Raw genomic sequence first — 21,995 nt, 5'->3', positions numbered from 1 at the left:
TAATATTAGTTTTTAGTGGAACAAAGCCATGGGTTCATTACAAGACCAATTGCTTCAAGCAGGATTAACAACATCGCATAATGCTAAAGTTGCTAAATCAGAAAAGCGTAAGCAACAAAAAAAGCAAAAGAAAGGGGCTACTAGCAACCCAAGTGATCTGCAAAAGCATATTCAACAAACCAAGCTAGAACAGCAAAAAAAAGCTGAAGAGCTTAACCAAACACGCCAAGTGAGCTTAAAGCAGCGCGAGCAAGAAGCGCGTGTTAAACAAATTTTAGAGCACCACAACCAAGACGCTATTCGTGGTGAGCGCACATTTAATTTTACTTATCAAAACAAAGTAAAAAATATCGATGTGAACGAGAAAACGCAAAAAGCGTTATCGGGCGGTCGTTTAGCTATTTGTGTACTAGAAGGGCAATTTTACGTATTAGACGACGAACCAGCACGCAAAGTGGCCGAAGTTGACGAAAAGTATATTGTTTTTCATGTAGAGCCAGAAAACAAACCAAAAGATGAAGATGACCCGTACGCAGACTTTGAAGTACCAGATGATATAGTGTGGTAATAGTCTATTAAGGGTAAGCTCATTTTTATTTGCTAAAGTATATAAAAGTGAGACAGAAACGAGTTAGCGGTTTTTGGTTAAGTTGATCGTCTAGCGTCGTTTCGTACGTATGCTTTTTATTTGATTGTTTACTACAATCAATAGAACAGTTTTTCTAACCGTCAAAAAAGAAGAGTAAATACAATGAGCAAGATGAAAACACTACTATTAGGCGCGGGTATTACTTTAGCCGCAAGCTTCTCGTTTAATGCAGCTGCTGCCGATGGCGCTGCACTTTATACCGCTAAGAATTGTCAAACTTGTCATGGCGCTGAAGGTAAAGCACCAATTATGGGTATGTACCCTAAACTAAATGGTCAAAACAAAGACTACTTAGTAGCGCAAATGAAAGACATCAAATCAGGTGCACGTAATAACGGTATGACCATGGCTATGAAAGCAATGGTTGCAACGGTAACTGATGAAGAGTTTGAAGCAATTGCAGATTACCTAGCTAACGTAAAATAATTTACGCAGCTATACCATTTTAATGCAATTGGTATTTTAGTTTTATAAACAGCCACACAATAGTGTGGCTGTTTTGTTTGGTGTTTGCTATAAAATAGAGACTGCTTTAGACTTCTAAACATCTGTTCGTACAGGTTAATAATGTACGTTTTTAAAAGGCTTATTATGTTTGATTTACCCCAACTCGATTTAAAAAATAAAGTATCGGCACAAGAGTGGCAACTGCGTATTGATTTAGCCGCGTGTTATAGACTGGTAGAGCACTTTCGTTGGGGGGATTTAATCTATACGCATTTATCAGCACGTTTGCCTGGCACCGATCATTACTTAGTGAATGCCTTTGGTTTAACCTTTGATGAAGTAACTGCCTCTAATTTAGTGAAGGTCGACTTAGACGGTAACATTATTGACGATACGCCATTTAGTATTAATCCAGCTGGTTTTACTATTCACAGTGCGATTCATGAGGTACGCGAAGACGCTCATTGTGTTATTCACCTTCATACTAAAGAAACAATCGCAGTCGCTACACAAAAAAATGGTTTATTACCGCTTAGCCAATATTCAATGTTTTCACTGCCATCGCTTTCTTATCATGGTTACGAAGGGCTTGCAGTAAACGACGACGAGCGAAAAGTGCTGCAAGATGATTTGGGCAGTACTAACCATATGTTATTGGTAAATCATGGTGGCTTAACAGTAGGGCCAACGGTAGGCGATGCGTTTATGCGCTTTTATGATTTACAGCGAGCGTGTGAAATTCAATTAGCGCTACAATCAAGCTCGCAAGAGGTGATTGAAGTACCGCAACCTATAATCGACAATATTTATAATCAAGCAAACGTAGTACACAGTGGCAGCACTGGCGGGCAACTTGCGTGGCCTGCGATGTTACGTAAAGCGTATCGACTTTACCCTAGTTTTGCAAAATAACCCATAGCGGTTAATAAGGAATTTTAATGAAAGTAAATCGCGTTGAAGTATTTGATATTCACTGTCCTGATAGACCTTCTTGGACACCTGTGTTTGTACGTATTCATACTGACGAAGGTATTAGTGGTGTTGGCGAAGCGGGCCTTGCATACGATTTAGGTCACAGTGCTGCAGCGGCTATGATTAAAGAAATGGCCGACGCCTTTTTAATCGGCCACGACCCTTTTCAAACAGAAAAACTATGGTCACGTATGTTACGTGAGAGCTTTTGGGGTTTAGGCGGCGGACCAGTTGTATATGCTGCAATGAGCGCAATTGATACCGCACTTTGGGATATAAAAGGTAAAGCGCTTGGTTTACCTGTATATCAATTATTAGGCGGTAAAGTTAACGACAAACTACGTACGTACGCATCGCAATTACAGTTTGACTGGGATAGCGAATTTAAAGCGCTAGTACAACCGCAAGAATATGCAGAAGCGGCTTTAAAGGCGATGGCCGAAGGTTACGATGCAGTAAAAGTAGACCCAATTCAGTACGATAAAGACGGCAATACTTATTACGACCGTACAAAAATAATCTCACGCACTGAAATGAAGCTATACCGTGCACGTATGCAAGCTATTCGCGAAGCAGTAGGCGACGAAGTGGATATTATTTTTGAATGCCACAGTTTACCGGGCGTGACAACAGCCATTCAGTTGGGTGAAATTGCAGAAGAATTTGACTGTATGTACTTTGAAGAGCCAGTTAACTACCTAAACCACTCATTACATGCAAAAGTAGCAGATAAAGTTAATGTGCCAATTGCTGGTGGTGAACGTTTGTATAATCGCTGGGGTGTGCGCCCGTACTTAGAAGATCAAAGTATTGATGTTCTACAACCTGATATTGGTTTATGTGGTGGTTTTACCGAAACCAAAAAAGTGTGTGATTACGCTGATATTTTTGATGTGCGTATTCAAGCTCACGTATGTGGCGGGCCTGTTGCAACGGCAGCATCACTGCACTTAGAAACGGCTATCCCTAACTTTTTGATTCATGAGCACCATACTTATGCGATTAAAAAGTGGAACCGCGAGTTATGTTTACAAGACCCACAACCTAAAAATGGTTTCTTTGAAGTATCAGAAGAGCCTGGATTGGGTATTGAATTAAACGATGAGATTGTTATGCGTTCTCAACGCGTAGAAATAAAATAATAGCCTTTTAACCTAACTTTAGGTCATACATTAAAAAGCCGGTAAGTGATTAGTCACTTACCGGCTTTTACTCGTTTGGGGGGAGGTAAAGCTTGTTATAACTCGTTGATTTTACATTCCACGTCTCTAAGTTCAATAGTTGCTTTACTATCAAGGTGGCGTATATAGCATTGCTTGCCTTTAATCATCAATTCAAACTGATCGGGTGTATTGCGACTTTGCGTGTCGATAATATTATTACCATCTACATTGCTAAGGGTTACTGTGCTGCTGGTAGTAAATACATCATCAGCTAATTGAGTCTCTTGCATATGTACAAGTGTTTTAATTGCTTTGCTAACCGCTGTTTTATTTGGCTTTGCCAGTAGAGCATGTTGCAGCTTAGGTGTCGGGTCTGGATTTTGAGATATGCAGCCATTGAGAAGAAGCGCTGAAAATACAACGATTAGTAAAAAGTACATTTTCATAAATTGGCCGTATTATCATAAAAAGAGAGTTTAATATAACTAGTTTTACTTACACTTGGTAGTAGTGCTTAGCGTTTGTATAGCTAAGGTCATGCCATGTCTTATCGTTTGAGCATAACGCCTTATGGCAGTGCCATAGATTGTTGTAGCTTGTATTTATTTGGCACACAGGGAAGTTGCTAGCAAACATAATACGCTGCTGGCCAAAGTGATTAAAAAGAAAACTAAAACACGCTGCTTGTTGTTCGCTGGTGAGTTGTAGTAATTCAAAACCAGAGAATTTAATTGCTATGTTGTCATGCTGAGCAAGTAACTCAACACCTTGTCGCCAATCATTTAAATTACTTGGCAGTCCTGCATGATTAATTATAATTTGAAGCTGCGGTAGCTGCTTAGCGTAGTAAGCTATTTGTTTGGTTATTTCGCTATTTTCAATATCAAATTGAGCTTCAAAATGCAGTTGGGTATCTGATAATATTGTTAGGTTTTTAAAACTATTAGCATCTAATAAACGCTTTGCGTCAGTACCTTCGGTTATATCTCTAATGCCACACAAACTCAGATGAGTTAAAGCTTCTAACGAGTTTATAAACTGATCAGCCGATGAGTCAATTTGGGTGTAACTAATAGCCTTAAATGAAAGGCTTTTTAAATGCGAGCTTAGCCAATTTAACTCGTTAATAGGGGAGATGTTATCAAACCCGGCTTCTATATGAACAAGCCCTACGAGTTCAAAGTCAGTACTTTTAACAAGTTGCTGTGCACTTACTGGTTGTTTAATTTTTTCTAGGTTAGGCCACGCTGGTGGGTTAGCGCCTTGTAGCCATGAGTATTGACCTTCTACTAAATTAAAAAAGTGTACGTGTGGGTCAATAATTTTTAGGCTCATTGCACATTACTCATTGAGCAGTGTAACCACCATCAATACTTTGTAGGCTGCCAGTAATAAAGCTGGCATCGTCGCTTGCTAAAAAGCTCACAAGGGCGGCAACCTCGTCGGCTTGACCTAATCGGTTAAGCGGTTGCAGACTTGCTTCCTCGGCAACTATTTCAGCTTTGTTGGCGCCACTTTTTGCGCAGTACGCATCTATCGCGTTATGAAATAGCGGGGTTTCTATTGTGCCAGGGCATACTGCATTTGCTCTAATATTAAAACCCGCGTAATCAAGCGCTGTTGTTTTAGCCATTGAGGCAAGGGCATGTTTTGTTAGGTTATACGCAAAAGAGTTTTGCTTACCTATAATTGCCTGATCGGAAGCGACTAATATAATAGCGCCGCCATTTTGCGCTTTCATGCTTGGCAATACGCTTTGTATTGCGGCATAAGCGCCTTTAACATTAAGCGCAAAAAGTGCATCGAGAGTTTGCTCGTCGGTGCTTTCTATATTTGCGCTTAAGTGTTTTCCAGCATTAGAAACAAGTACATCAATACATTTGCTTTGTTTACAGATAGCGTTGATACAGCTTTGTACCGCCGATACATCACTTACATCACACTGATGAAATATACCGATTTCGCTTAGCTCTATATCAAGGTTATGTACTTCATAGCCGTTGTTTAGCAAACGCTTAACTACGGCTAAGCCAATACCTTTTGTACCACCTGTAACAACTGCAACTTTAGACATACTTACTTCCTTTATTGCTAACTAGTGAGAGTGACCACAGCCGCCTTCAGCGTGCACGTGTCCGTGAGAAACTTCTTCACTTGTTGCTTCACGTACTGATATAACTTCAACGTCAAACGTTAGTGTTTTGCCCGCAAATGGGTGGTTTAAATCACAATCTGCGTTAAAACGACCAACCTTAACAATAGTAACCTGATGACGACCTTGGTTAGAGCTAACCATTGCTGTCATACCTGGTTTCCATACTTTAACTTCGCCTTGTAGGTGCTTAAGCGGAATACGCTGAATTAAGTCATCAACACGCTCGCCGTATGATTCACTTGGCTCTAGAGTTACACTAAATTTTTCGCCAGCTTCTTTGCCTTCAAGTGCTTTTTCTAAACCAGGAAGCATGCCTTCGCTGCCATGAATGTAAGTAAGTGGCGCTTCGTTTGTGCTACTTTCAATTTGCTCGCCCGCTTCGCTAAGGGTGTAATGAAATTCAACTGCTGAATTTTTGCTAATTTGCATGCTTGTCTCTTCAAATAATAACTATGTTAGGGCGCAATTTTACGCGAAATATACTTGTTTATAAACTTAACGTGGCTGATTTAGTGTTTTTTGTAAATTTAGCAGAAAATCTTTTTTTGTTGGGGCTGCTTTTTGCTTTTCAGCCTGTGGTATAAACAGCACTAATTGAGTACCAGGCTTTAAAATGCTAGATGCAGAGAGTTTGTTCCATTTTGCCAAGTCGCTATGAGGTACATCGTAAAGCTGACTTATACTCCAAAGGCTATCGCCCGACTTAACTTCGTAATCTATTTCAATGGTGGGAATCGCAATCTCTTGGTGTTCTAAATAAGGGCTAATTTTGTAATCAACTGTTAATGTGCTTGGCAGGGTTTTAGGTTGTCCAACTAATAACTTTTCTCCAACGCCTATTAAATTATTATTTTTGTTATTAAGTTGTTTTAAAGCTTTTACCGACATACTAAAACGTCTAGCAATACCGTAAAGCGTGTCGTTTTGTTTAACGATGTACTCTCCAGCAAAGTTTGATTTAAAAAACTGACTTTTTAATAAAGCCTCTTGTCCTATAGGAAGCAGTAAAGTATGCGGCCCGTTAGGTGAGCTTTGATTTTTTAAATATCCCTGATTAATCGCGTGTAACTGCTTTGAGCCTATACCAGAGAGCTTAGCTATAACCGAAAAATCGAACTGCTGGCCTATATTCATCTGTGTTGTAAATGGCTTATATGCAAGCTTTGGGCGTTTTATGCCCTTTTGTGGGTGCTTAACTAAATAGCTTAAAGCGAGTAACTTGGGTACGTAGTCGGCGGTTTCTTTTGGCAGACTGAGTGACCAGTAATCCGTGCTTTTACCGCGTTTTTTGTTTTTTTCGATTGCGCGTTTAACGCGGCCCTCACCACTGTTATAAGCAGCCAAAGCATGTAGCCAATTACCATCAAAGCGTTTATGTAAGTAGCTTAAGTAATCAAGTGCAGCATCGGTTGAAGCAAGTACGTCTTGGCGACCGTCATACCATTGGTCTGACTTAACTCCAAAGTGATGCGCTGTTGCGCCAACTAACTGCCAAACACCAACAGCTTGCTGTGATGAGGCTATCGTTGGTCTAAAATCGCTTTCTACAAATGGTAGTAAAGCGAGCTCCATAGGTAGTTGCTTTTGCTCAATTTTTTTTACGATATGATACAGGTAAGGCGCTGCGCGTTTACTCACAGTTTGTAAGTAGTTAGGTTGCTTTGCGTACCAGCTGATACGCTTTTTTAACGCGCGATTTTGATAAACCGTAAAGTGTAGATTGTTGGCTATATGCACCCACAGATCGGTGGTTCTTGGTGGGCGCTTTTTTACGATTGTTTTTTTGAATTGAAGTGACGTAACGTGCTCACTAACTTGGGGCGATTGAGCTACTTCTTCTTCAATATCATAAGTATAGTCAGGCTCAAAATGAGTAAATATTTGTGGAGCTTCTTGTGGTTCTTGCTCCGTTGATTGACAACCAAATAACAAAATACCCAAACAACATAAAACCAAACTGCGCATAGTGATCACTTTTGTAAATTCCTTTTATTATTTTAACACAATCCGTTGTGTTGAGTTATTCTGCGCTTTTTGCGCGATTTAGGCCAGCTTGTAAAAAGAAGTTACTCGATTTTATATTAAGCGCTTCTTGTTTATAAGGCTCAATAACTGATTCAGGAAACGATAGCATTAACTGCTCAATACTTTGATCTTTATTGTTTTTAACGTGCTCTATTATGGCTGTTAAAAATGATAGAGGCTGTTTCAGCTGCTCTTTTGTTAATGTGCCGCCGTGCCCAGGTAAAATAATAGTGAGCTTTTCGTCGTTAATATACTGCTTAAGCAACGTTTGCCAACTTTTAAGTTCACCGTGTCCAGGGTAAGGAAGCCAGTCAACGATATCGCCACCAATCAGCACACTGCCATTATTAGTAGTAATAGTTAAATCGCCGTTAGTATGGGCTTGTTGCGGCTCAAGCGTTACCTCAAAATCACCAAGGTCGATAACTTTACGACTATCAATTACTATTTCGGGTTTGCTAAGCTGATACTCCTGCCAGCGAAAAAGTCGTTTTTTTGCAAGCTCTAACTTATTTCGCCATTTAGCTTGCTCTTCTTTGGGCACATTCGCTAATCGTTGGTAGCTCAGCTCAATGCTCTTTTCATACGTGTCTAGTTTGTCGGTATATGCTGTTTGATAAAGGTTAAAATTTTTATTTACCTGCTGATGAACAATGAGCTTAGCATCAGGGTAAAAATTTTGCATAACCGCCATACCTAGCAAGTGATCGTCATGGTAGTGGGTAGCCACTAAATAGCATAAAGGTGTTTTAAGGCGTTTCTTTAAATCTTCAGCAAGTTGTTCAACTGCGGCAAAATTGGCGCTCGTATCAACAAGTAGGGCACATTTTTCGCCTTCAATTAATACTTGGTTAGAGTCGTAAAAGCGAAGCTTGTCTTGTTGCTTTAAAAACTGAATATGAGGGTTTATTGTATTCCAAGTGACGGCAGCATAGGTGCTAGGTACTATTGATAATAAAGTGCATGCTAATAGTAAGTGCTTACATGAAGAGGCTATGTTTGAAAGTTTTAATTTCATTTATTATCTCTACGCTGATGTTTAATTACTTTAATAATAAACAAAAAGCGCAGTATGCGCTTTTTATTTTTGGTGTTTGGGGTCATTTGCCAAATGCTGACTGAGTTTATCAATCATTTGGTCTTGATGCTGTTGCTCAACTGTAGCCTGTGTTTTTGCTTCTAGCAATTCGTGGCTTAAGTTTAATGCTGCCATTAGTAGGGCTTTTTGATCGTTTCTAACGGTTGAGCGTTGCTTCATTTGCTCAACTAAGTCATTTAGATTTTTAGCTGCTGCTATTAATGCATCTTCCTGCCCTTCAGGGCAAGCAAATTGCTGCTCTTTACCTAGCAACTCAACAGTGACCCGCTGGTTTTGCAGCTCAGACATTAGCTAGCCTGTTGTGCGCTTTGTAACTTATCAAGAAGACCAGATAAAGTAGTGCTGGCATCTTTTTGCTTTTCTTCATTTTCTAAAGCTTCAAGTTGTAGCAATTCGTTGTCATCGCTTAGTTTAGTGTTCTGTTCTTTTAAAGTAACAACATCTGTTTGTAATTGGTTATTACGTTCGATTAAAGAATCGATCAGTTGTTCGAGTTGTTGAAGAGTAGTGTTATTCATAAAGGCGCTCATATAACTGTAATTAATGTCATGCAAATGTAAAGCAAAGTGTGTTGATTTGCCAGCATTTACGGTGGTTTTAGCTGGTTTTTCTTTTGCGTTAAGGGATAATTCAGCATATGGGCTTTTTCATTCAGAAATGGTTCACTTAAACACCCTCTTATCTTGGTGTAAGTTGCCAAAGCCTAGTGCTTATGGTTCACTTACGATATTAAATTGCGTATGGCGAAAATAAATAATGCTTAGTTACAGACACTCATTTCATGCGGGTAATCCTGCCGATGTACTTAAACACTTAGTACTGGCACAAGTGCTAAATTATCAAACAATTAAAGATAAACCGCTTGATTATATAGACACACATTCAGGTGCTGGCTTTTTTGAACTTGCAGCTGCCGATGCGCAAAAAACGCAAGAGTATCAAGATGGTATTGAAAAACTTTGGCATCATAAAAGTGAGCATGCTGAGCTTAATGAATACATTGAATTAATTAAGTCATTTAACGACACTGACGAACTTGCGTTTTATCCAGGTTCACCAAAAATTGCAGAGCACTACTTACGCCGCCAAGATAAGGGTTGGTTTTTTGAACTGCACCCGCGCGATTTATTATTACTTGAAGAAAACATGCAAGGTAAGCGATCTATTCGTGTACGTGGAGAGGATGGTTTTGCAGGTTTAGTTGGTTTATTACCACCAGCATCTCGCAGAGCGTGTGTATTAATTGATCCTCCATACGAAATTAAAGATGACTACGAAACGGTTGTAAAAACCTTAGTTAAAGCTCATCAGCGTTTTGCTACAGGTACTTACATGATTTGGTATCCGGTTGTAGATAGAGAACGCATTGATAATATGGAGCAGGGCTTAATTGATTCAGGAATGCGCAACATTCAGTTATTTGAATTAGGCACTGAAGCCGATACTGACGTACACGGTATGACAGCATCGGGCATGATTGTAATTAATCCTCCATGGAAGCTAAAGCAAACAATGGATGCAATAATGCCTGAACTTGTTAGTTTGTTAAGTGAGCCAAGTGGTTTTTACAGAAGTGAACAACTCGTTGATGAGTAACTTTAAATAGCGCTTATAACGAATAATAAAATGCCCAGCTTTGCTGGGCATTTTATTTAAAATCAATACGAATGTGTTAGGTAATATATATAAGGGAGCTAAATATTAATTAAAATAAACCGCACTAAAAGTAGCAAGCGTATTACCGCGACTATTTTTAAGTTTTAGTGATTCACCTGTTATTTCCCACTTTGAAGTTTTGCTAAGTACGTCAGACATAGCCGCTTCTTGGCTCATATTATCCGAGCACATCTTTTTTGTACTTGCTAGCTGATTAAGTGTAATTGTTTGCTGCTCGGTACTATAGCTTCCGCTAAAATTATTACAGCCTAAAAAGCCATTAACGCGGTGGTTTTTATTGAACTGAATGAATGGTTCTTTAGTTGTAACATTCACAGTTTGAGCATTTATTGTTATTGCTTTCCAGTAAGTATTTGTGAGTGTTACATCGGGTTTTTGAGTCGACACTTTTGAAAGCTCAATTTTATAGGGGGTAGTTAACTGTGATTCTGCAAACGGATCATGATTAGTTGTACTTGTGTAAAGCACTTTGTCTTTATTTATAATTCTGGCGCTTAGGCTATAGCGATGTTTATCGCTAATTTTGCTGGCATCATAAATTAGCTCAACGGTAAATGGCGGGGCTTGGGTTACATCAATCACTTCTTGTGTGATTATATCGGCTTTTACATCCATTTTAGATACATTGGAAAGCGTAACTATTAATTGCGAGCCAGGGCGAAGCATACTGCGATCTTTGTAGCTAGCTTGGATAGTTAGGCTGGTTATTGCTTCTGCAATTTCTGTGTTTTCAGTCGATTTAGTTTGCTCACCGCAGCCAGTTACTGCAAAAGCGCTAAGCGCCAATAAGCCAATCCCTGCAACTGCCTTTTTACGCGAAGATACTGCTTGATGCTTTTCCATGTTGGTTATCCTTACTCAATATTATGTCCTTAGTGTATTACCTAGTTACTTAATCATTCCTTAACTTATTTTAAACATAAAAAAAGGCGCATTAGCGCCTTTAATAATTAAAAACAAACGATTATTTTTTAACAAACTTAGTTAAAATAACAATGCGCTGGCCGTCAACTCGCCCTTCAATATGTTCAGGGTTGCTGGTTAGGCCAATATTACGAACAGCTGTTCCACGTTTAGCGGTAAGGCTACTGCCTTTAACGTCTAAGTCTTTAATTAGGGTAACAGTATCGCCTGCTTGAAGTACTACACCGTTACTATCTACATGCTTTAAATCGTCATCTTCGGCAAGTGCTTTTTTAGCCCAGGTTAGCGTGTCTTCTTCAAGGTAAATCATGTCTAGCGCATCTTGTGCCCAGCCATTATCAGGCGCTAAACGCGAAAGCATTCTGTAAGCTACAACTTGTACTGCAGGAGTTTGGCTCCACATGCTATCGTTTAAACAGTGCCAATGTGTAGGCATTATTTCGCTGTTATTCTCGATTTGATCTTTACATGTTTGACACGTGTAAATACATTTATCTGAGTGGGTTTCAGTTACCGGTGGTACTTCATAAACAGATAAGTTCTCGGTGGCTGCACACAATTCACATTGATTATTACTACGTTCGATTAAGGCTTTTTCAATACTCATGGGGCTCTTTCTGATTCTGGTCGAGTTAACATTTGCTGCTATTATACTCCAAAACATGAGCTCTGCGCCATTAGTCCCTTAATTTTGTGTGGGTATATTACTCATATACTTATCTTCAATACTTTTTTATATATCCTTGAGCGTGAAGGTTTTTAATTGTTAGGTTTATTTGGGGCAATAACCCTTTATGTTTGCTCAATAAACGAATTCTTAAAAACCACCATGGGAATGCTGTGCGCCAAAGGCAATGTTTATCCCTAACTGCTTTGCCCAATAGAGCGCAGTTAACTTACCTATTAGCGCTGCTTCTACACGGTTTCTTGATAGAGCGATCATAAGTTCTTTCTCGGATGGAAAGTCAACACGCTCAAAGGTGTTGTCATTAAAGTAATAGTAACCTAGTACCGTTCCTATATTTTTGCCCTTTAAGCTATCAGCGTTTTGCCAGTTCTGGGCATTTTGAGGCAAGGTAACAATCATTTCTGTGGCATAAATAAGGGGCTCTGAAAAAACATAACGAGAGTCATTTCTCTCATCCTTTGGGAGCCATTCTAATGAAATAACATCAAAATCGATTATTTCATCTTGTAAATATTTGGTAATACGCTTTGTGGGTAGGTCGATATGAGAAGCTGCAATATTTGCATCATCGAGTGCTTTTTCAATAATTTCGGGTAATACACCAGGCTTTTCTGGATCATTTGTATAATATGGATAATGACTACCTGACGCGCTAACATTGTATTTGAGGGGAGTAGGGTTAATGCTGGCATAGCTAAAAAATACAAATAGCAGAGGGCTCAGTACTAATAACCGAATAAAGTTAGCCAAATCTCCACCTTTTATATTAATATTTTTATATTAGTGTTGTGTAATTTTAACATTTTTGCAATGACGACTATGTTTATCTTATGCGAGTTGCATTAAAGTACACATATTATTGGCTGTTTTGCCATCTCTTATTTATAGGTTTAGAGCCAAGTGAAATTAAATAACATACCTGATGAGGTACAAAAAATAACTCAGTTTGTCGCGCGGCAACCTATTTTTGATATAGACCAGAATGTTTTCTCGTACGAACTGCTCTATCGAGACTCAGCCAATAATGCGTTTCCTGTGGGCACTTCTGATGTACATGCGACAAGCCGCCTGTTTTTTAATGCATTAATGTTGGTAGGTTTAGATAGACTTACCGCGCATCATTTAGCTTTTATAAACTTGTCATCAGAAACTATTCTCGATAACTTTCCCAAACTTTTATTGCCAGAAAATAGTGTTATTGAAATAGTAGAGCGCACGGGTAATATTCCTGCGGTTGCTGAGCGTGTGCAAGAACTTAAAAAAGAAGGGTATGTTTTTGCACTTGATGATTACGATGGCGATCCAAAATGGGAGCCACTATTAGCACATGTTGATTACATAAAAATTGAGATAGATGATCCGGTTATTAAAACCAATATGCGCATTAAAAAAATAAAACGCGCAAATCCACATGCAAAAATAATTGTTGAACGAATAGAGACGCATGAACAATTTAATATATTAAAATTGGCAGGCTGTGATTTATTTCAGGGGTTCTTTTTTTCTCGCCCAGAAATGATTACGTATAAAGGTGTAGAGCCTTCAAAGCTAACCGTTTTTGATCTATTGCGTTTTACAGCAAAAGAAACACTTTGCTTTAAAGAAGTTCACCAACGTGTAGCCAGAGATGTCGCCATAACAGCGAGGGTTTTAAAGCTGGCTAACGCGCGTTCAGGCAAAGCAAATTTAGTCATTACGTCTATTTCACAAGCGGTTATTTATTTAGGCGAGGACACAATAAGACAATTTGTTCGTGTATTAGCAATTAGTGAGTTGGGGGTCGAAAAACCAACCGAATTAACTAAGCTTGCTTTAACTCGGGCACAATTTATGTCGCTTATTTTAGAGCAAAATAATAAAGAACTGACTGAGCAAGGCTATCTAGTGGGTTTGTTTTCTGTGCTTGATGCCATTTTAGATGGCGATTTAAAAGACATAGTTAAAGAGTTTACTTTAGATGCTGCAATATCTGATGCGTTACTACTTGAAAAAGGCACTTTAGGTGAGTGTTTATCGCTAATAAAAGAGTTTGAAGTAGATAATATTGATAAGGCGATGGTTCAACTAGCTAAAATAAATCCCGAACAACATGTTGGGCATATATTTAATTTTTTACTGGATGCTGTTTTATACAGTGACGACATTATTGAGGCAATAGCAGAATAAATATGCGTAATTGGTTGTCGGTTATAAGTGTAGTGGTTGCTCTTTGTTTATTGTTTCCTGGTATTACAAAACCAGTATTAACAATAGAGGGCAACATAGATAAATCAAAACTAGCGCAAGCGGGCATTGAAATGCTTGCTGAAGAGGGCGATGGTCGAACTCGCAGTATGCTAATGATGTTCTCGAACATGCTAGGGCTTGATAAGTTAGAAGGTGAGATTAGCGCCTATAACAAAACACAAAGTATTTTAGGCACAGTTAAAGAGCTTGCTAGCAATAATAATTTATTTGTAGCCGCTTTAGTGGGGTTGTTTTCTATTGTTATTCCAAGCTTAAAGCTATTATTACAATTGCTTTATTGTTGCCTACCTTTGAATGGGTTTAAGCAAAAGCTCGGTCTGGTTATTTGTGCATTAAGTAAGTGGAGCATGGTTGATGTATTTGTTATTGCATTAATAGTGACTTACTTAGCAGGTAACGCCCATGGTAAAAGTGGCGAGCTACTTGTTATGAATGCACAATTTGGTGAAGGGTTTTGGTATTTTAGCGCATATTGTATATTTGCAATTATCGCGAGTAACTTAATTAAAACATCTGCTAAACCGCAGTCTACATAATTAAAGTATTTGTGGTTGCCGTTAGGTTACCTTACAATCATTTTAAAGTTTATTAAAAGGCATAATGTTGCAACGTTTTTACTCTAGTTTACTCATGATAACTTTACTGCTCACTTTTGTGGGTCAGGCAGTTGCGTCTGTAGCTATGGTATGCGAAATGCCACATATGCCAACTAAAACAGCAACGCATGCCCAAATGCCAATGACACAAAGTAGTGATGCAACAGCTGTCGTTAGCATGTCTGAAAATATGATGCAGATGGATTGTTGCGACGACGAAAGTACGCCACAAAATGACTGTAAATGCCCTATGAGTGGCTGCGCTGCTAACTCAATGCTTAATGTTAATACTTTATTTAGCGTTACTTTACTTGAATCTGAAAAAGTAAATGTACGTGTATTTACTACACAAATTAATATACCTCGTTCACTCTATCGCCCTCCTATGTCTGCTTAATAGCAGGATAGGTGTATGTAAAAATTGCGGTAACCCCGTTTATTGGTAACTCCTAAACACCTTTTTTGCTTCCTAATTTAAGATTTTCTTTTATTTTTAGATGGAGCAGGTGATGAACCACGCTGTAAGTATTAAAGTCGTATTATGTAGTGTTGTGTTATTTAGCACAGCTGTTAATGCGCAAAACAATCAAAATACCGAAATACTAAAGCAAACTAATAATGAGCAAACGCTTAGCTTAACGCAAGCGCTTAATTATGCGCTAACGCATGAGCCATGGCTAAAAGCGAGTGGCTACCAAGAAGATGCAGCAATAGCGCAAAGCATTGCCGCAGGCACCTTACCCGATCCTGTTTTAACGGTTGGCTTACTCAACTTACCTACTAACGGTTATGCGTTTGACCAAGAAGGGATGACGCAGCTTAAAGTTGATTTGAGCCAAAAGTTTAGCCGAGGGAATAGTTTAGTGCTTAGACAAAAAGCATTAGCACAGTCTGCTCAACAATACCCTTGGCAGCGCGCCGATCGCTTAGCACAAGTAAAAGCAATTGTGATTGAGTCGTGGTTAAACGCGTATCGTGCTCAGCGAAGTATTGCTTTAATTGAGCAAGATAAAGGGCTATTTACTCAACTTATTGACATTACCGAAGCGAGCTACGCAAGTACCTTAGGTAAAACACGTCAGCAAGATATTATTCGTGCGCAATTAGAACTCACCCGTCTTGAAGATAAGCTGGTTATGCTTGAGCAGCAATTTGAAAGTGCTAAAAACCGTTTAGCACAGTGGTTACCTATGAATATGCTTATGCAGCCTTTAAATACTGAGTTTACTAAAACCGCAGGGCTGGTTGATTTTGCGAGCCTTGAATTTAATGAGCTAATACAGTTGCTTATGGCGCATCCCGCAATTATTGCGATAGAAAAAACCGTAACGGCAAAGCAAACCGAAGTTGCACTCGCTAAGCAAAGCTACAAACCTCAAATGGGCGTTAATGTGGGTTATGGTTACCGAGATGATACCCCGATGGGTGAGTCGCGAGCTGATTTACTCTCTGTAGGGTTTAGTATTGATTTGCCATTGTTTACTGATAACAGACAAGATCAACAGGTTAAATCGGCTATTGCTAGTGCAGAAGCTACTAAAACACAAAAGCTGGTGGCGCTTCAAAAACTCAAAGGCATGTACTTTAAGGAGTTTAGCCAACTCGCTCGTTTGCAAAAACGCGATGCGCTTTATCAAAATACGTTATTACCGCAAATGTCAGAGCAATCTCAGGCAACACTAAATGCTTATACACGCGACGACGGGGATTTTTCTGACGTGATGCGCGCGCGCATTAGTGAACTTAACGCCAAAATTGATGCACTGAATATTCAAGTAGATCAACATATTATTACCGCCCGCCTTAATTATTATGCAAGTAGCTTAGACCCCCAAGTAATGAGCGAGCAAACTGGAGAATTACACAATGAATACTAATTTAAAGTTACTTGTTGCCGCCTTAGTTGGCGCAGGCGCCTTTGGGTTAATAGGCGGCTTAGTAATGCAGTTTTTACCTAGCAACTCGGCAATGAATGAACAACAAAGCGCTGACAAACAGCCCTTATATTGGGTAGCCCCTATGGATAGTAATTACAGGCGTGACGCGCCAGGGCTTTCGCCAATGGGAATGGATTTAGTACCTGTGTATGAAAACGCTAGCAAGGCTCAGGATGGACCAGGTGCTGTAACTATTTCGCCTGCAGTCGTTAATAACTTTGGTGTAAGAACTGCCAAAGTGCAGCTTAAAACACTTCACAGCGATATAAATACTGTGGGTTATGTGCAATATAACCAAGACCAACTTATTCACATTCATCCGCGAGTAGAAGGCTGGATTGAAAGTTTATACGTTAAAGCACAAGGCGCAGAAGTTAAAGCCGGTGAGCCTTTATATACATTGTATTCACCACAATTGGTGAACGCACAGGAAGAGCTTTTATTGGCGGTTAATCGTAATAATACAGTGTTAATTCGCGCTGCAAAGGCGCGTTTAGAGTCGTTAAATGTGTCTGATGGATTTATCGAGCGCTTACAAAAAAATAAAAAGATAATGCAAAATATTACTTTTTACGCAAAGCAAAGTGGTGTGGTAGATGAGCTAACAGTACGAGAAGGCTTTTACGTTAAACCAGGCACATCAATGATGAGTATTGCCCAGCTTGATGAAATTTGGGTAGAGGCGGAAGTGTTCGAGCGCCAATCAGAACAAGTGAGTGTTGGGTTGCCCGTTACAATGACGCTTGATTACTTAAAAGGTCAAAAGTGGGAAGGTAAGGTTGATTACATTTACCCCGCGCTTGATGCTAAAAACCGGACTCTGCGTGTAAGGCTTAGGTTTGAAAATGCAGATCATCGGTTAAAACCAAATATGTTTGCACAAGTGAGCATTCACGCTAAAGCGAGTAAGGCGCAATTTACAGTCCCTAAAGAAGCGGTAATCCGCACGCAGCATCAAAACCGCGTGGTTATTGCATTAGGTGAGGGTCGTTTTAAATCGGTAGAAGTTGAAGTTGGGCAAATTAATAGTAATGAAGCGGTCATTTTGTCAGGTGTAATGACAGGTGACACGGTAGTGACTTCAGCGCAATTTTTAATAGACTCTGAATCGAGTAAAAGCTCCGACTTTAAACGAATGGAAATGCCTAGTTCTAGTATTAACTCAGGTATGAGTTCTGTTTCAGGCTCGAATATGAACATGGATATGCAGCCACAAAACGCCACGGTTAACGGCACTATTAATACCATAGATACACAAAATCGCATTATTAATATTAGCCGAGAAGCCATTGAAAAATGGAATCGAGAACCCGCAACAATGGACTTTGTATTAGCGCCAGATATTGATATTAGTCAGTTTGAAAATGCCCAGTATATTAATTTTACTTTTAGCATTATTAACGATGAATTTGTAATTACTAAAGCGCAAAACGCAGAGCCGATTGATCATTCTACTATGCAACATAGTTCTCACTAGGAGCCATTATGATAACTGCCATTATTCGCTGGTCTGTTAGCAATCGCTTTTTTGTGTTGTTGCTTACATTAATTTTACTGGGTGGAGGGTTGTTTGCTGTAAAAAATACTCCAGTGGATGCCTTGCCTGACTTATCTGATGTTCAGGTCATTATAAAAACCACTTACCCGGGGCAAGCGCCGCAAGTAGTGCAAGACCAAGTTACATTTCCGCTCACCACAGCAATGCTTTCTGTGCCGGGTGCACAAACTGTAAGGGGTTTTTCGTTTTTTGGAGACTCGTACGTTTACGTTATTTTTGACGAAAAAACCGATTTGTATTGGGCGCGTAGCCGAGTACAAGAATACCTAAGCCAAGTAGCGAGTAGATTACCCGATAGCGCTACGCCAGAGCTTGGCCCTGATGCAACAGGCGTAGGTTGGATTTACTTATACACACTAATTGATAAAACAAATAAACACGATATTAGTCAGCTACGAAGCTTACAAGATTGGTTTTTAAAGTTTGAGCTACAAACTGTGCCCGGTGTATCTGAAGTGGCTGCTGTTGGTGGCATGGTTAAGCAATACCAAGTCAATGTAGAGCCCGATAAATTACGCGCATATGGTATTCCGCTTAGCCTCATTCAAACCGCTATTCAACAAGGCAACCAAGAGATGGGCGCCTCAGTAGTTGAAATGGCTGAAGCAGAATACATGGTAACAAGCACAGGCTACATTAAGAGTGTTGCCGACTTGGAAGCTATTCCGCTTGGTGTAAACGCCAACGGTACTGCGCTGCAATTACGTGATGTAGCCGATATTAGAGTCGGACCGCAAATGCGCCGTGGTATTGCAGAGCTAAATGGTGAAGGCGAGGTAACCGGCGGCATTGTTATTATGCGCTATGGCGAAAATGCACAAAAAACCATTGAGCTTGTAAAAGCAAAATTAGAATCGCTTAAAAAGGGATTGCCAGAGGGCGTTGAAATAGTCCCTGTGTACGATCGCTCCAACTTAATAAATAACGCGGTAGATAATTTAACAAGTAAGCTAATTGAAGAGCTTATTGTAGTTGCCTTAGTGTGTGTGGTGTTTTTGTTTCATGTGCGCTCATCGCTGGTGGCGATTATTACGTTACCGCTTGGAATTTTAACGGCATTTATAATTATGTATTGGCAGGGGATTAACGCCAACATTATGTCTTTAGGAGGAATTGCAATAGCGATAGGCGCAATGACTGACGGTGCTATCGTCATGATTGAAAATATGCATAAGCATATGGAAAAAACCCCCCTTACCAATGAAAACCGCTGGGAAGTTGTGGCTAAATCGGCGAGTGAAGTGGGTCCTGCATTATTTTTTAGTTTATTAATTATTACCGTCAGCTTTATGCCGGTATTTATTTTAGAAGCGCAAGAAGGACGTATGTTTGCGCCACTGGCTTACACTAAAACCTATGCTATGGCAGCGTCTGCTGGGCTTGCGATTACCTTAGTGCCGGTATTAATGGGTTACTTTATTAGAGGTAAGGTCATTTCGGAGCAAAAAAATCCAGTTAACCGATTACTCGTCGCAGCGTATCGTCCACTACTTAACTGGGTGCTTAAATTTCCAAAAATGACATTGGTACTCGCGGTGGTTGTTTCTGTTATTGGCTTTTACCCGGTAAATAAAATAGGCAGTGAATTTATTCCGCCACTCGATGAGGGCGATTTAATGTATATGCCCACAACGTATCCTGGTTTATCGGTAGGTAAAGCGCGCGAAATACTACAGCAAACCGACAAGTTAATTGCCACAGTACCCGAGGTTAAAACAGTATTTGGTAAAGTTGGGCGAGCAGAAACTGCAACAGATCCTGCGCCGCTTACAATGATAGAGACGTTTATTCAGTTAAAACCAAAAGACGAGTGGCGCGAGGGTATGACGCTTGAAAAACTTAAAAAAGAACTCGACGGTTTGGTTAAGTTTCCGGGGCTAACTAATGCGTGGGTGATGCCAATTAAAACACGTATTGATATGCTCGCAACCGGTATTAAAACTCCCGTGGGCATTAAAGTTGCGGGACCAAAGTTGAGTGAAATTCAAAAAATTGGTCAACAAATAGAAGTGCTTTTAAAAGATGTGCAAGGCACTGCATCGGTTTACTCAGAGCGAGTAGCCGGTGGACGTTATATAAAAGTAGATATAAATCGTGAAAAAGCCGCGCGTTATAGCTTAAACATTAGCGACGTACAGCAAGTTGTATCTACTGCAATAGGTGGTACAAACGTAACACAAACGGTAGAAGGGCAAGAGCGTTACCCTGTTAATTTACGTTATCCGCAAGCATACAGAGACTCGCCAGAAGAGTTAATGTTGTTACCTATTGTAACGCCTACAGGGCAGCGTATAGCACTTGGTGATGTAGCCGATGTATTTATTGAAGATGGACCGCCTGGTATAAAAAGCGAAAATGCACGTTTAAACGGTTGGAGTTTTATTGATATAGATGGCGTTGATATTGGTACTTACGTTGAGCACGCTCAGCAGGTGCTCGATAAAGACCTAATACTACCTGCTGGCTACTCAATTACGTGGGCTGGGCAGTATGAATACATGCAGCGCGCTAAAGACAAACTGACTTATGTATTACCTCTTACATTAGCGATTATTATTGTATTGCTTTACCTTAATTTTAGAAGCTTTGCTGAGGTCACTATTATTATGGCTACGTTGCCACTGGCAATGATTGGTGGCGTATGGCTAATGTATTTAGAGGGCTTTAACTTTTCAGTTGCAGTAGGTGTGGGCTTTATTGCCTTAGCCGGTGTTGCGGTAGAAATAGGGGTCATTATGTTGGTGTATTTAAACCAAGCCTATCAAGAAAAATGCCTCGAAGCAGAGCAAGCCGGAAAACCGCTTAGCTTAGTGCAATTACAGCAAGCTATTATTGAAGGAGCAGGGCTTCGAGTACGCCCGGTTATGATGACTGTCGCGACAATTATTATCGGTTTATTACCTGTACTTTATGGTACAGGCACCGGAAGCGAAGTAATGAGCCGAATAGCAGCGCCTATGGTTGGCGGTATGGGCAGTGCAATTGTACTCACCTTACTTGTTATTCCTGCGGTTTACCTACTATGGCGCAAACAAGGACTTAAATAATATAAAACAACAAGACTATAGAGCAATGCTGTTACTACCCATGCATTGCTCTATAAAAATTACCTATAATTTGTAAGTTGTTCTATTAAATAGCTAGTTATTACTCATATTTAAATTAACTAACTGTTTTTAAATAGCTTTTTAATTGGCACGCTTTACGCAGTGTATTACCTATACAGTCAACTAAGTAAGGAATGCACATGCAAGTTAAAACAATTAAAGAGGTATACGATTGGACCGTTTTGTTTCATACGCAAATGGCGGCTAATTTTTATAGCGTAAAGGATTTACTCGATGAACATAATGCAATGCTGGTGGACTACTACCTAAATTACGAAAAAAAACTCGCCGAAGATTTAGTCGGGTTTAAAGCGATAACTGAAATAAATACGCTCGATACGTACAGTTATGAATACTTTGCTAAAAATCCTGAGCTAATTACTTTTGAAGACATTAGTAAAGATCAGCAATTCGATGAAGAAGTCATTCAAGGCTATTTAGCACAGCAACATCAAAAAGTGATTGAGTTATATGAATACTTACTTGAACGCGCCGAAACCGAAAGTGGGCAAGAAAAGCTTCAGCAAATACTAGAGCTTGAAAAGCAAGGTATAAAGCAAATGATGCAAAGTACTAATCGTCATATGGATATGTAGCTTTATAAAAGAGCGGGATTACTGAGTTTATCTCGCTCTTATTAGCTTTAAGGTGATTATTTAAAATAGCTGATGCTTGCATCGGCTTATTTTATGTCTGCGTTAAATAATCTGCAGAGCATTTTGATGGACTAAAATGGTATGCGTGTCAGTTG

The 21,995-nt window shown here is 39.6% G+C and carries 23 protein-coding genes; 12 read left to right on the top strand and 11 right to left on the bottom strand.

Features of this window, described 5'->3' with window-relative positions; all coding sequences use genetic code 11:
- Window positions 1-28 precede the first annotated feature (28 nt).
- The 4 genes from AAEY68_RS02445 (at window position 29) to AAEY68_RS02430 (ending at window position 3,210) form a co-directional block, all read left to right on the top strand.
- Window positions 29-568 carry a DUF2058 domain-containing protein gene (locus AAEY68_RS02445; RefSeq protein WP_002957867.1) on the top strand — a complete coding sequence of 180 codons (540 nt, stop codon included), beginning with the start codon at window positions 29-31 and terminating at the stop codon, window positions 566-568.
- Between the two features lie 183 nt (window positions 569-751).
- Window positions 752-1,075, top strand: a complete 324-nt coding sequence (locus tag AAEY68_RS02440; protein WP_002957866.1) for a c-type cytochrome — start codon at window positions 752-754, stop codon at window positions 1,073-1,075.
- Between the two features lie 165 nt (window positions 1,076-1,240).
- A complete protein-coding gene (locus AAEY68_RS02435) occupies window positions 1,241-2,008 on the top strand; it encodes a class II aldolase/adducin family protein (protein WP_024592481.1) in 768 nt (255 codons plus the stop codon).
- Between the two features lie 26 nt (window positions 2,009-2,034).
- A complete protein-coding gene (locus tag AAEY68_RS02430; protein ID WP_007375956.1) occupies window positions 2,035-3,210 on the top strand; it encodes a mandelate racemase/muconate lactonizing enzyme family protein in 1,176 nt (391 codons plus the stop codon).
- Window positions 3,211-3,305: 95 nt separating this feature from the next.
- Here AAEY68_RS02430 and AAEY68_RS02425 read toward each other — a convergent pair whose 3' ends face one another.
- From AAEY68_RS02425 to AAEY68_RS02390, 8 genes are all read right to left on the bottom strand, one after another.
- Window positions 3,306-3,677, bottom strand: coding sequence for a hypothetical protein (locus AAEY68_RS02425; protein WP_024592482.1), 372 nt, complete (start codon window positions 3,675-3,677; stop codon window positions 3,306-3,308).
- 49 nt (window positions 3,678-3,726) lie between these two features.
- Complete coding sequence (locus AAEY68_RS02420) at window positions 3,727-4,566, bottom strand: amidohydrolase family protein (RefSeq protein WP_024592483.1); 840 nt, start codon at window positions 4,564-4,566, stop codon at window positions 3,727-3,729.
- Between the two features lie 10 nt (window positions 4,567-4,576).
- Window positions 4,577-5,305 carry an SDR family NAD(P)-dependent oxidoreductase gene (locus tag AAEY68_RS02415; protein ID WP_024592484.1) on the bottom strand — a complete coding sequence of 243 codons (729 nt, stop codon included), beginning with the start codon at window positions 5,303-5,305 and terminating at the stop codon, window positions 4,577-4,579.
- 21 nt (window positions 5,306-5,326) lie between these two features.
- Complete coding sequence (locus AAEY68_RS02410) at window positions 5,327-5,815, bottom strand: FKBP-type peptidyl-prolyl cis-trans isomerase (RefSeq protein ID WP_024592485.1); 489 nt, start codon at window positions 5,813-5,815, stop codon at window positions 5,327-5,329.
- 66 nt (window positions 5,816-5,881) lie between these two features.
- Window positions 5,882-7,351 (bottom strand): LysM peptidoglycan-binding domain-containing protein, encoded by a 1,470-nt coding sequence (locus AAEY68_RS02405; protein ID WP_024592486.1) that lies wholly within the window; start codon window positions 7,349-7,351, stop codon window positions 5,882-5,884.
- Window positions 7,352-7,406: 55 nt separating this feature from the next.
- A complete protein-coding gene (locus AAEY68_RS02400) occupies window positions 7,407-8,429 on the bottom strand; it encodes an MBL fold metallo-hydrolase (RefSeq protein WP_024592487.1) in 1,023 nt (340 codons plus the stop codon).
- A gap of 63 nt (window positions 8,430-8,492) precedes the next feature.
- Window positions 8,493-8,798 (bottom strand): cell division protein ZapA, encoded by a 306-nt coding sequence (locus tag AAEY68_RS02395; protein WP_007586447.1) that lies wholly within the window; start codon window positions 8,796-8,798, stop codon window positions 8,493-8,495.
- The gene (locus AAEY68_RS02390) at window positions 8,798-9,028 is read right to left on the bottom strand and encodes a hypothetical protein (RefSeq protein ID WP_007586448.1); all 231 of its coding nucleotides are present in this window, start codon (window positions 9,026-9,028) and stop codon (window positions 8,798-8,800) included. The genes AAEY68_RS02395 and AAEY68_RS02390 overlap by 1 nt, the downstream gene beginning before the upstream one ends.
- 238 nt (window positions 9,029-9,266) lie before the next feature.
- Between AAEY68_RS02390 and AAEY68_RS02385 the strand changes: the two genes are divergently transcribed.
- Window positions 9,267-10,106, top strand: coding sequence for a 23S rRNA (adenine(2030)-N(6))-methyltransferase RlmJ (locus AAEY68_RS02385; RefSeq protein WP_007586449.1), 840 nt, complete (start codon window positions 9,267-9,269; stop codon window positions 10,104-10,106).
- 105 nt (window positions 10,107-10,211) lie between these two features.
- Here AAEY68_RS02385 and AAEY68_RS02380 read toward each other — a convergent pair whose 3' ends face one another.
- From AAEY68_RS02380 to AAEY68_RS02370, 3 genes are all read right to left on the bottom strand, one after another.
- Window positions 10,212-11,030 carry an META domain-containing protein gene (locus AAEY68_RS02380; protein ID WP_024592488.1) on the bottom strand — a complete coding sequence of 273 codons (819 nt, stop codon included), beginning with the start codon at window positions 11,028-11,030 and terminating at the stop codon, window positions 10,212-10,214.
- 121 nt (window positions 11,031-11,151) lie between these two features.
- On the bottom strand, window positions 11,152-11,718 hold the full coding sequence (locus AAEY68_RS02375; protein ID WP_024592489.1) for a PhnA domain-containing protein: 567 nt from the start codon (window positions 11,716-11,718) through the stop codon (window positions 11,152-11,154).
- Window positions 11,719-11,928: 210 nt separating this feature from the next.
- Window positions 11,929-12,549: a substrate-binding periplasmic protein gene (locus tag AAEY68_RS02370; RefSeq protein WP_350585422.1), complete on the bottom strand. Its 621-nt coding sequence runs from the start codon at window positions 12,547-12,549 to the stop codon at window positions 11,929-11,931.
- 150 nt (window positions 12,550-12,699) lie between these two features.
- On the opposite strand from AAEY68_RS02370, the gene AAEY68_RS02365 reads away from it, so the two are divergent.
- The 7 genes from AAEY68_RS02365 (at window position 12,700) to AAEY68_RS02335 (ending at window position 21,840) form a co-directional block, all read left to right on the top strand.
- Window positions 12,700-13,965, top strand: coding sequence for an EAL and HDOD domain-containing protein (locus AAEY68_RS02365; protein ID WP_024592490.1), 1,266 nt, complete (start codon window positions 12,700-12,702; stop codon window positions 13,963-13,965).
- Window positions 13,966-13,967: 2 nt separating this feature from the next.
- On the top strand, window positions 13,968-14,582 hold the full coding sequence (locus AAEY68_RS02360; protein ID WP_024592491.1) for a paraquat-inducible protein A: 615 nt from the start codon (window positions 13,968-13,970) through the stop codon (window positions 14,580-14,582).
- A 94-nt stretch (window positions 14,583-14,676) separates the two neighbouring features.
- The gene (locus AAEY68_RS02355) at window positions 14,677-15,039 is read left to right on the top strand and encodes a hypothetical protein (protein ID WP_350585421.1); all 363 of its coding nucleotides are present in this window, start codon (window positions 14,677-14,679) and stop codon (window positions 15,037-15,039) included.
- Between the two features lie 112 nt (window positions 15,040-15,151).
- Complete coding sequence (locus AAEY68_RS02350) at window positions 15,152-16,519, top strand: TolC family protein (RefSeq protein WP_350585420.1); 1,368 nt, start codon at window positions 15,152-15,154, stop codon at window positions 16,517-16,519.
- Window positions 16,509-18,056 carry an efflux RND transporter periplasmic adaptor subunit gene (locus tag AAEY68_RS02345; protein WP_024592494.1) on the top strand — a complete coding sequence of 516 codons (1,548 nt, stop codon included), beginning with the start codon at window positions 16,509-16,511 and terminating at the stop codon, window positions 18,054-18,056. Before AAEY68_RS02350 ends, AAEY68_RS02345 begins: the two co-directional genes overlap by 11 nt.
- Window positions 18,057-18,064: 8 nt before the next feature.
- Window positions 18,065-21,184 (top strand): efflux RND transporter permease subunit, encoded by a 3,120-nt coding sequence (locus AAEY68_RS02340; RefSeq protein WP_350585419.1) that lies wholly within the window; start codon window positions 18,065-18,067, stop codon window positions 21,182-21,184.
- Between the two features lie 200 nt (window positions 21,185-21,384).
- Window positions 21,385-21,840: a hypothetical protein gene (locus AAEY68_RS02335; protein ID WP_007586459.1), complete on the top strand. Its 456-nt coding sequence runs from the start codon at window positions 21,385-21,387 to the stop codon at window positions 21,838-21,840.
- Window positions 21,841-21,995: the final 155 nt, after the last annotated feature.

The sequence above is a fragment of the Pseudoalteromonas sp. RB2-MNA-CIBAN-0110 genome (assembly GCF_040309305.1).
In the GTDB taxonomy this organism is placed as follows: Bacteria; Pseudomonadota; Gammaproteobacteria; order Enterobacterales; family Alteromonadaceae; genus Pseudoalteromonas; species Pseudoalteromonas arctica.
Note: the sequence above shows the minus strand (reverse complement) of the source record. Positions and strands in the feature narration are given on the sequence as shown.

Coding starts and splice junctions, on each gene's coding strand:
- AAEY68_RS02405 (WP_024592486.1), bottom strand. CDS start 7,351: ATGCGCAGTTTGGTTTTATGTTGTTTGGGTATTTTGTTATTTGGTTGT.
- AAEY68_RS02425 (WP_024592482.1), bottom strand. CDS start 3,677: ATGAAAATGTACTTTTTACTAATCGTTGTATTTTCAGCGCTTCTTCTC.
- AAEY68_RS02430 (WP_007375956.1), top strand. CDS start 2,035: ATGAAAGTAAATCGCGTTGAAGTATTTGATATTCACTGTCCTGATAGA.
- AAEY68_RS02390 (WP_007586448.1), bottom strand. CDS start 9,028: ATGAATAACACTACTCTTCAACAACTCGAACAACTGATCGATTCTTTA.
- AAEY68_RS02440 (WP_002957866.1), top strand. CDS start 752: ATGAGCAAGATGAAAACACTACTATTAGGCGCGGGTATTACTTTAGCC.
- AAEY68_RS02445 (WP_002957867.1), top strand. CDS start 29: ATGGGTTCATTACAAGACCAATTGCTTCAAGCAGGATTAACAACATCG.
- AAEY68_RS02355 (WP_350585421.1), top strand. CDS start 14,677: ATGATAACTTTACTGCTCACTTTTGTGGGTCAGGCAGTTGCGTCTGTA.
- AAEY68_RS02385 (WP_007586449.1), top strand. CDS start 9,267: ATGCTTAGTTACAGACACTCATTTCATGCGGGTAATCCTGCCGATGTA.
- AAEY68_RS02335 (WP_007586459.1), top strand. CDS start 21,385: ATGCAAGTTAAAACAATTAAAGAGGTATACGATTGGACCGTTTTGTTT.
- AAEY68_RS02380 (WP_024592488.1), bottom strand. CDS start 11,030: ATGGAAAAGCATCAAGCAGTATCTTCGCGTAAAAAGGCAGTTGCAGGG.
- AAEY68_RS02350 (WP_350585420.1), top strand. CDS start 15,152: ATGAACCACGCTGTAAGTATTAAAGTCGTATTATGTAGTGTTGTGTTA.
- AAEY68_RS02360 (WP_024592491.1), top strand. CDS start 13,968: ATGCGTAATTGGTTGTCGGTTATAAGTGTAGTGGTTGCTCTTTGTTTA.
- AAEY68_RS02340 (WP_350585419.1), top strand. CDS start 18,065: ATGATAACTGCCATTATTCGCTGGTCTGTTAGCAATCGCTTTTTTGTG.
- AAEY68_RS02415 (WP_024592484.1), bottom strand. CDS start 5,305: ATGTCTAAAGTTGCAGTTGTTACAGGTGGTACAAAAGGTATTGGCTTA.
- AAEY68_RS02345 (WP_024592494.1), top strand. CDS start 16,509: ATGAATACTAATTTAAAGTTACTTGTTGCCGCCTTAGTTGGCGCAGGC.
- AAEY68_RS02420 (WP_024592483.1), bottom strand. CDS start 4,566: ATGAGCCTAAAAATTATTGACCCACACGTACACTTTTTTAATTTAGTA.
- AAEY68_RS02375 (WP_024592489.1), bottom strand. CDS start 11,718: ATGAGTATTGAAAAAGCCTTAATCGAACGTAGTAATAATCAATGTGAA.
- AAEY68_RS02395 (WP_007586447.1), bottom strand. CDS start 8,798: ATGTCTGAGCTGCAAAACCAGCGGGTCACTGTTGAGTTGCTAGGTAAA.
- AAEY68_RS02410 (WP_024592485.1), bottom strand. CDS start 5,815: ATGCAAATTAGCAAAAATTCAGCAGTTGAATTTCATTACACCCTTAGC.
- AAEY68_RS02435 (WP_024592481.1), top strand. CDS start 1,241: ATGTTTGATTTACCCCAACTCGATTTAAAAAATAAAGTATCGGCACAA.
- AAEY68_RS02400 (WP_024592487.1), bottom strand. CDS start 8,429: ATGAAATTAAAACTTTCAAACATAGCCTCTTCATGTAAGCACTTACTA.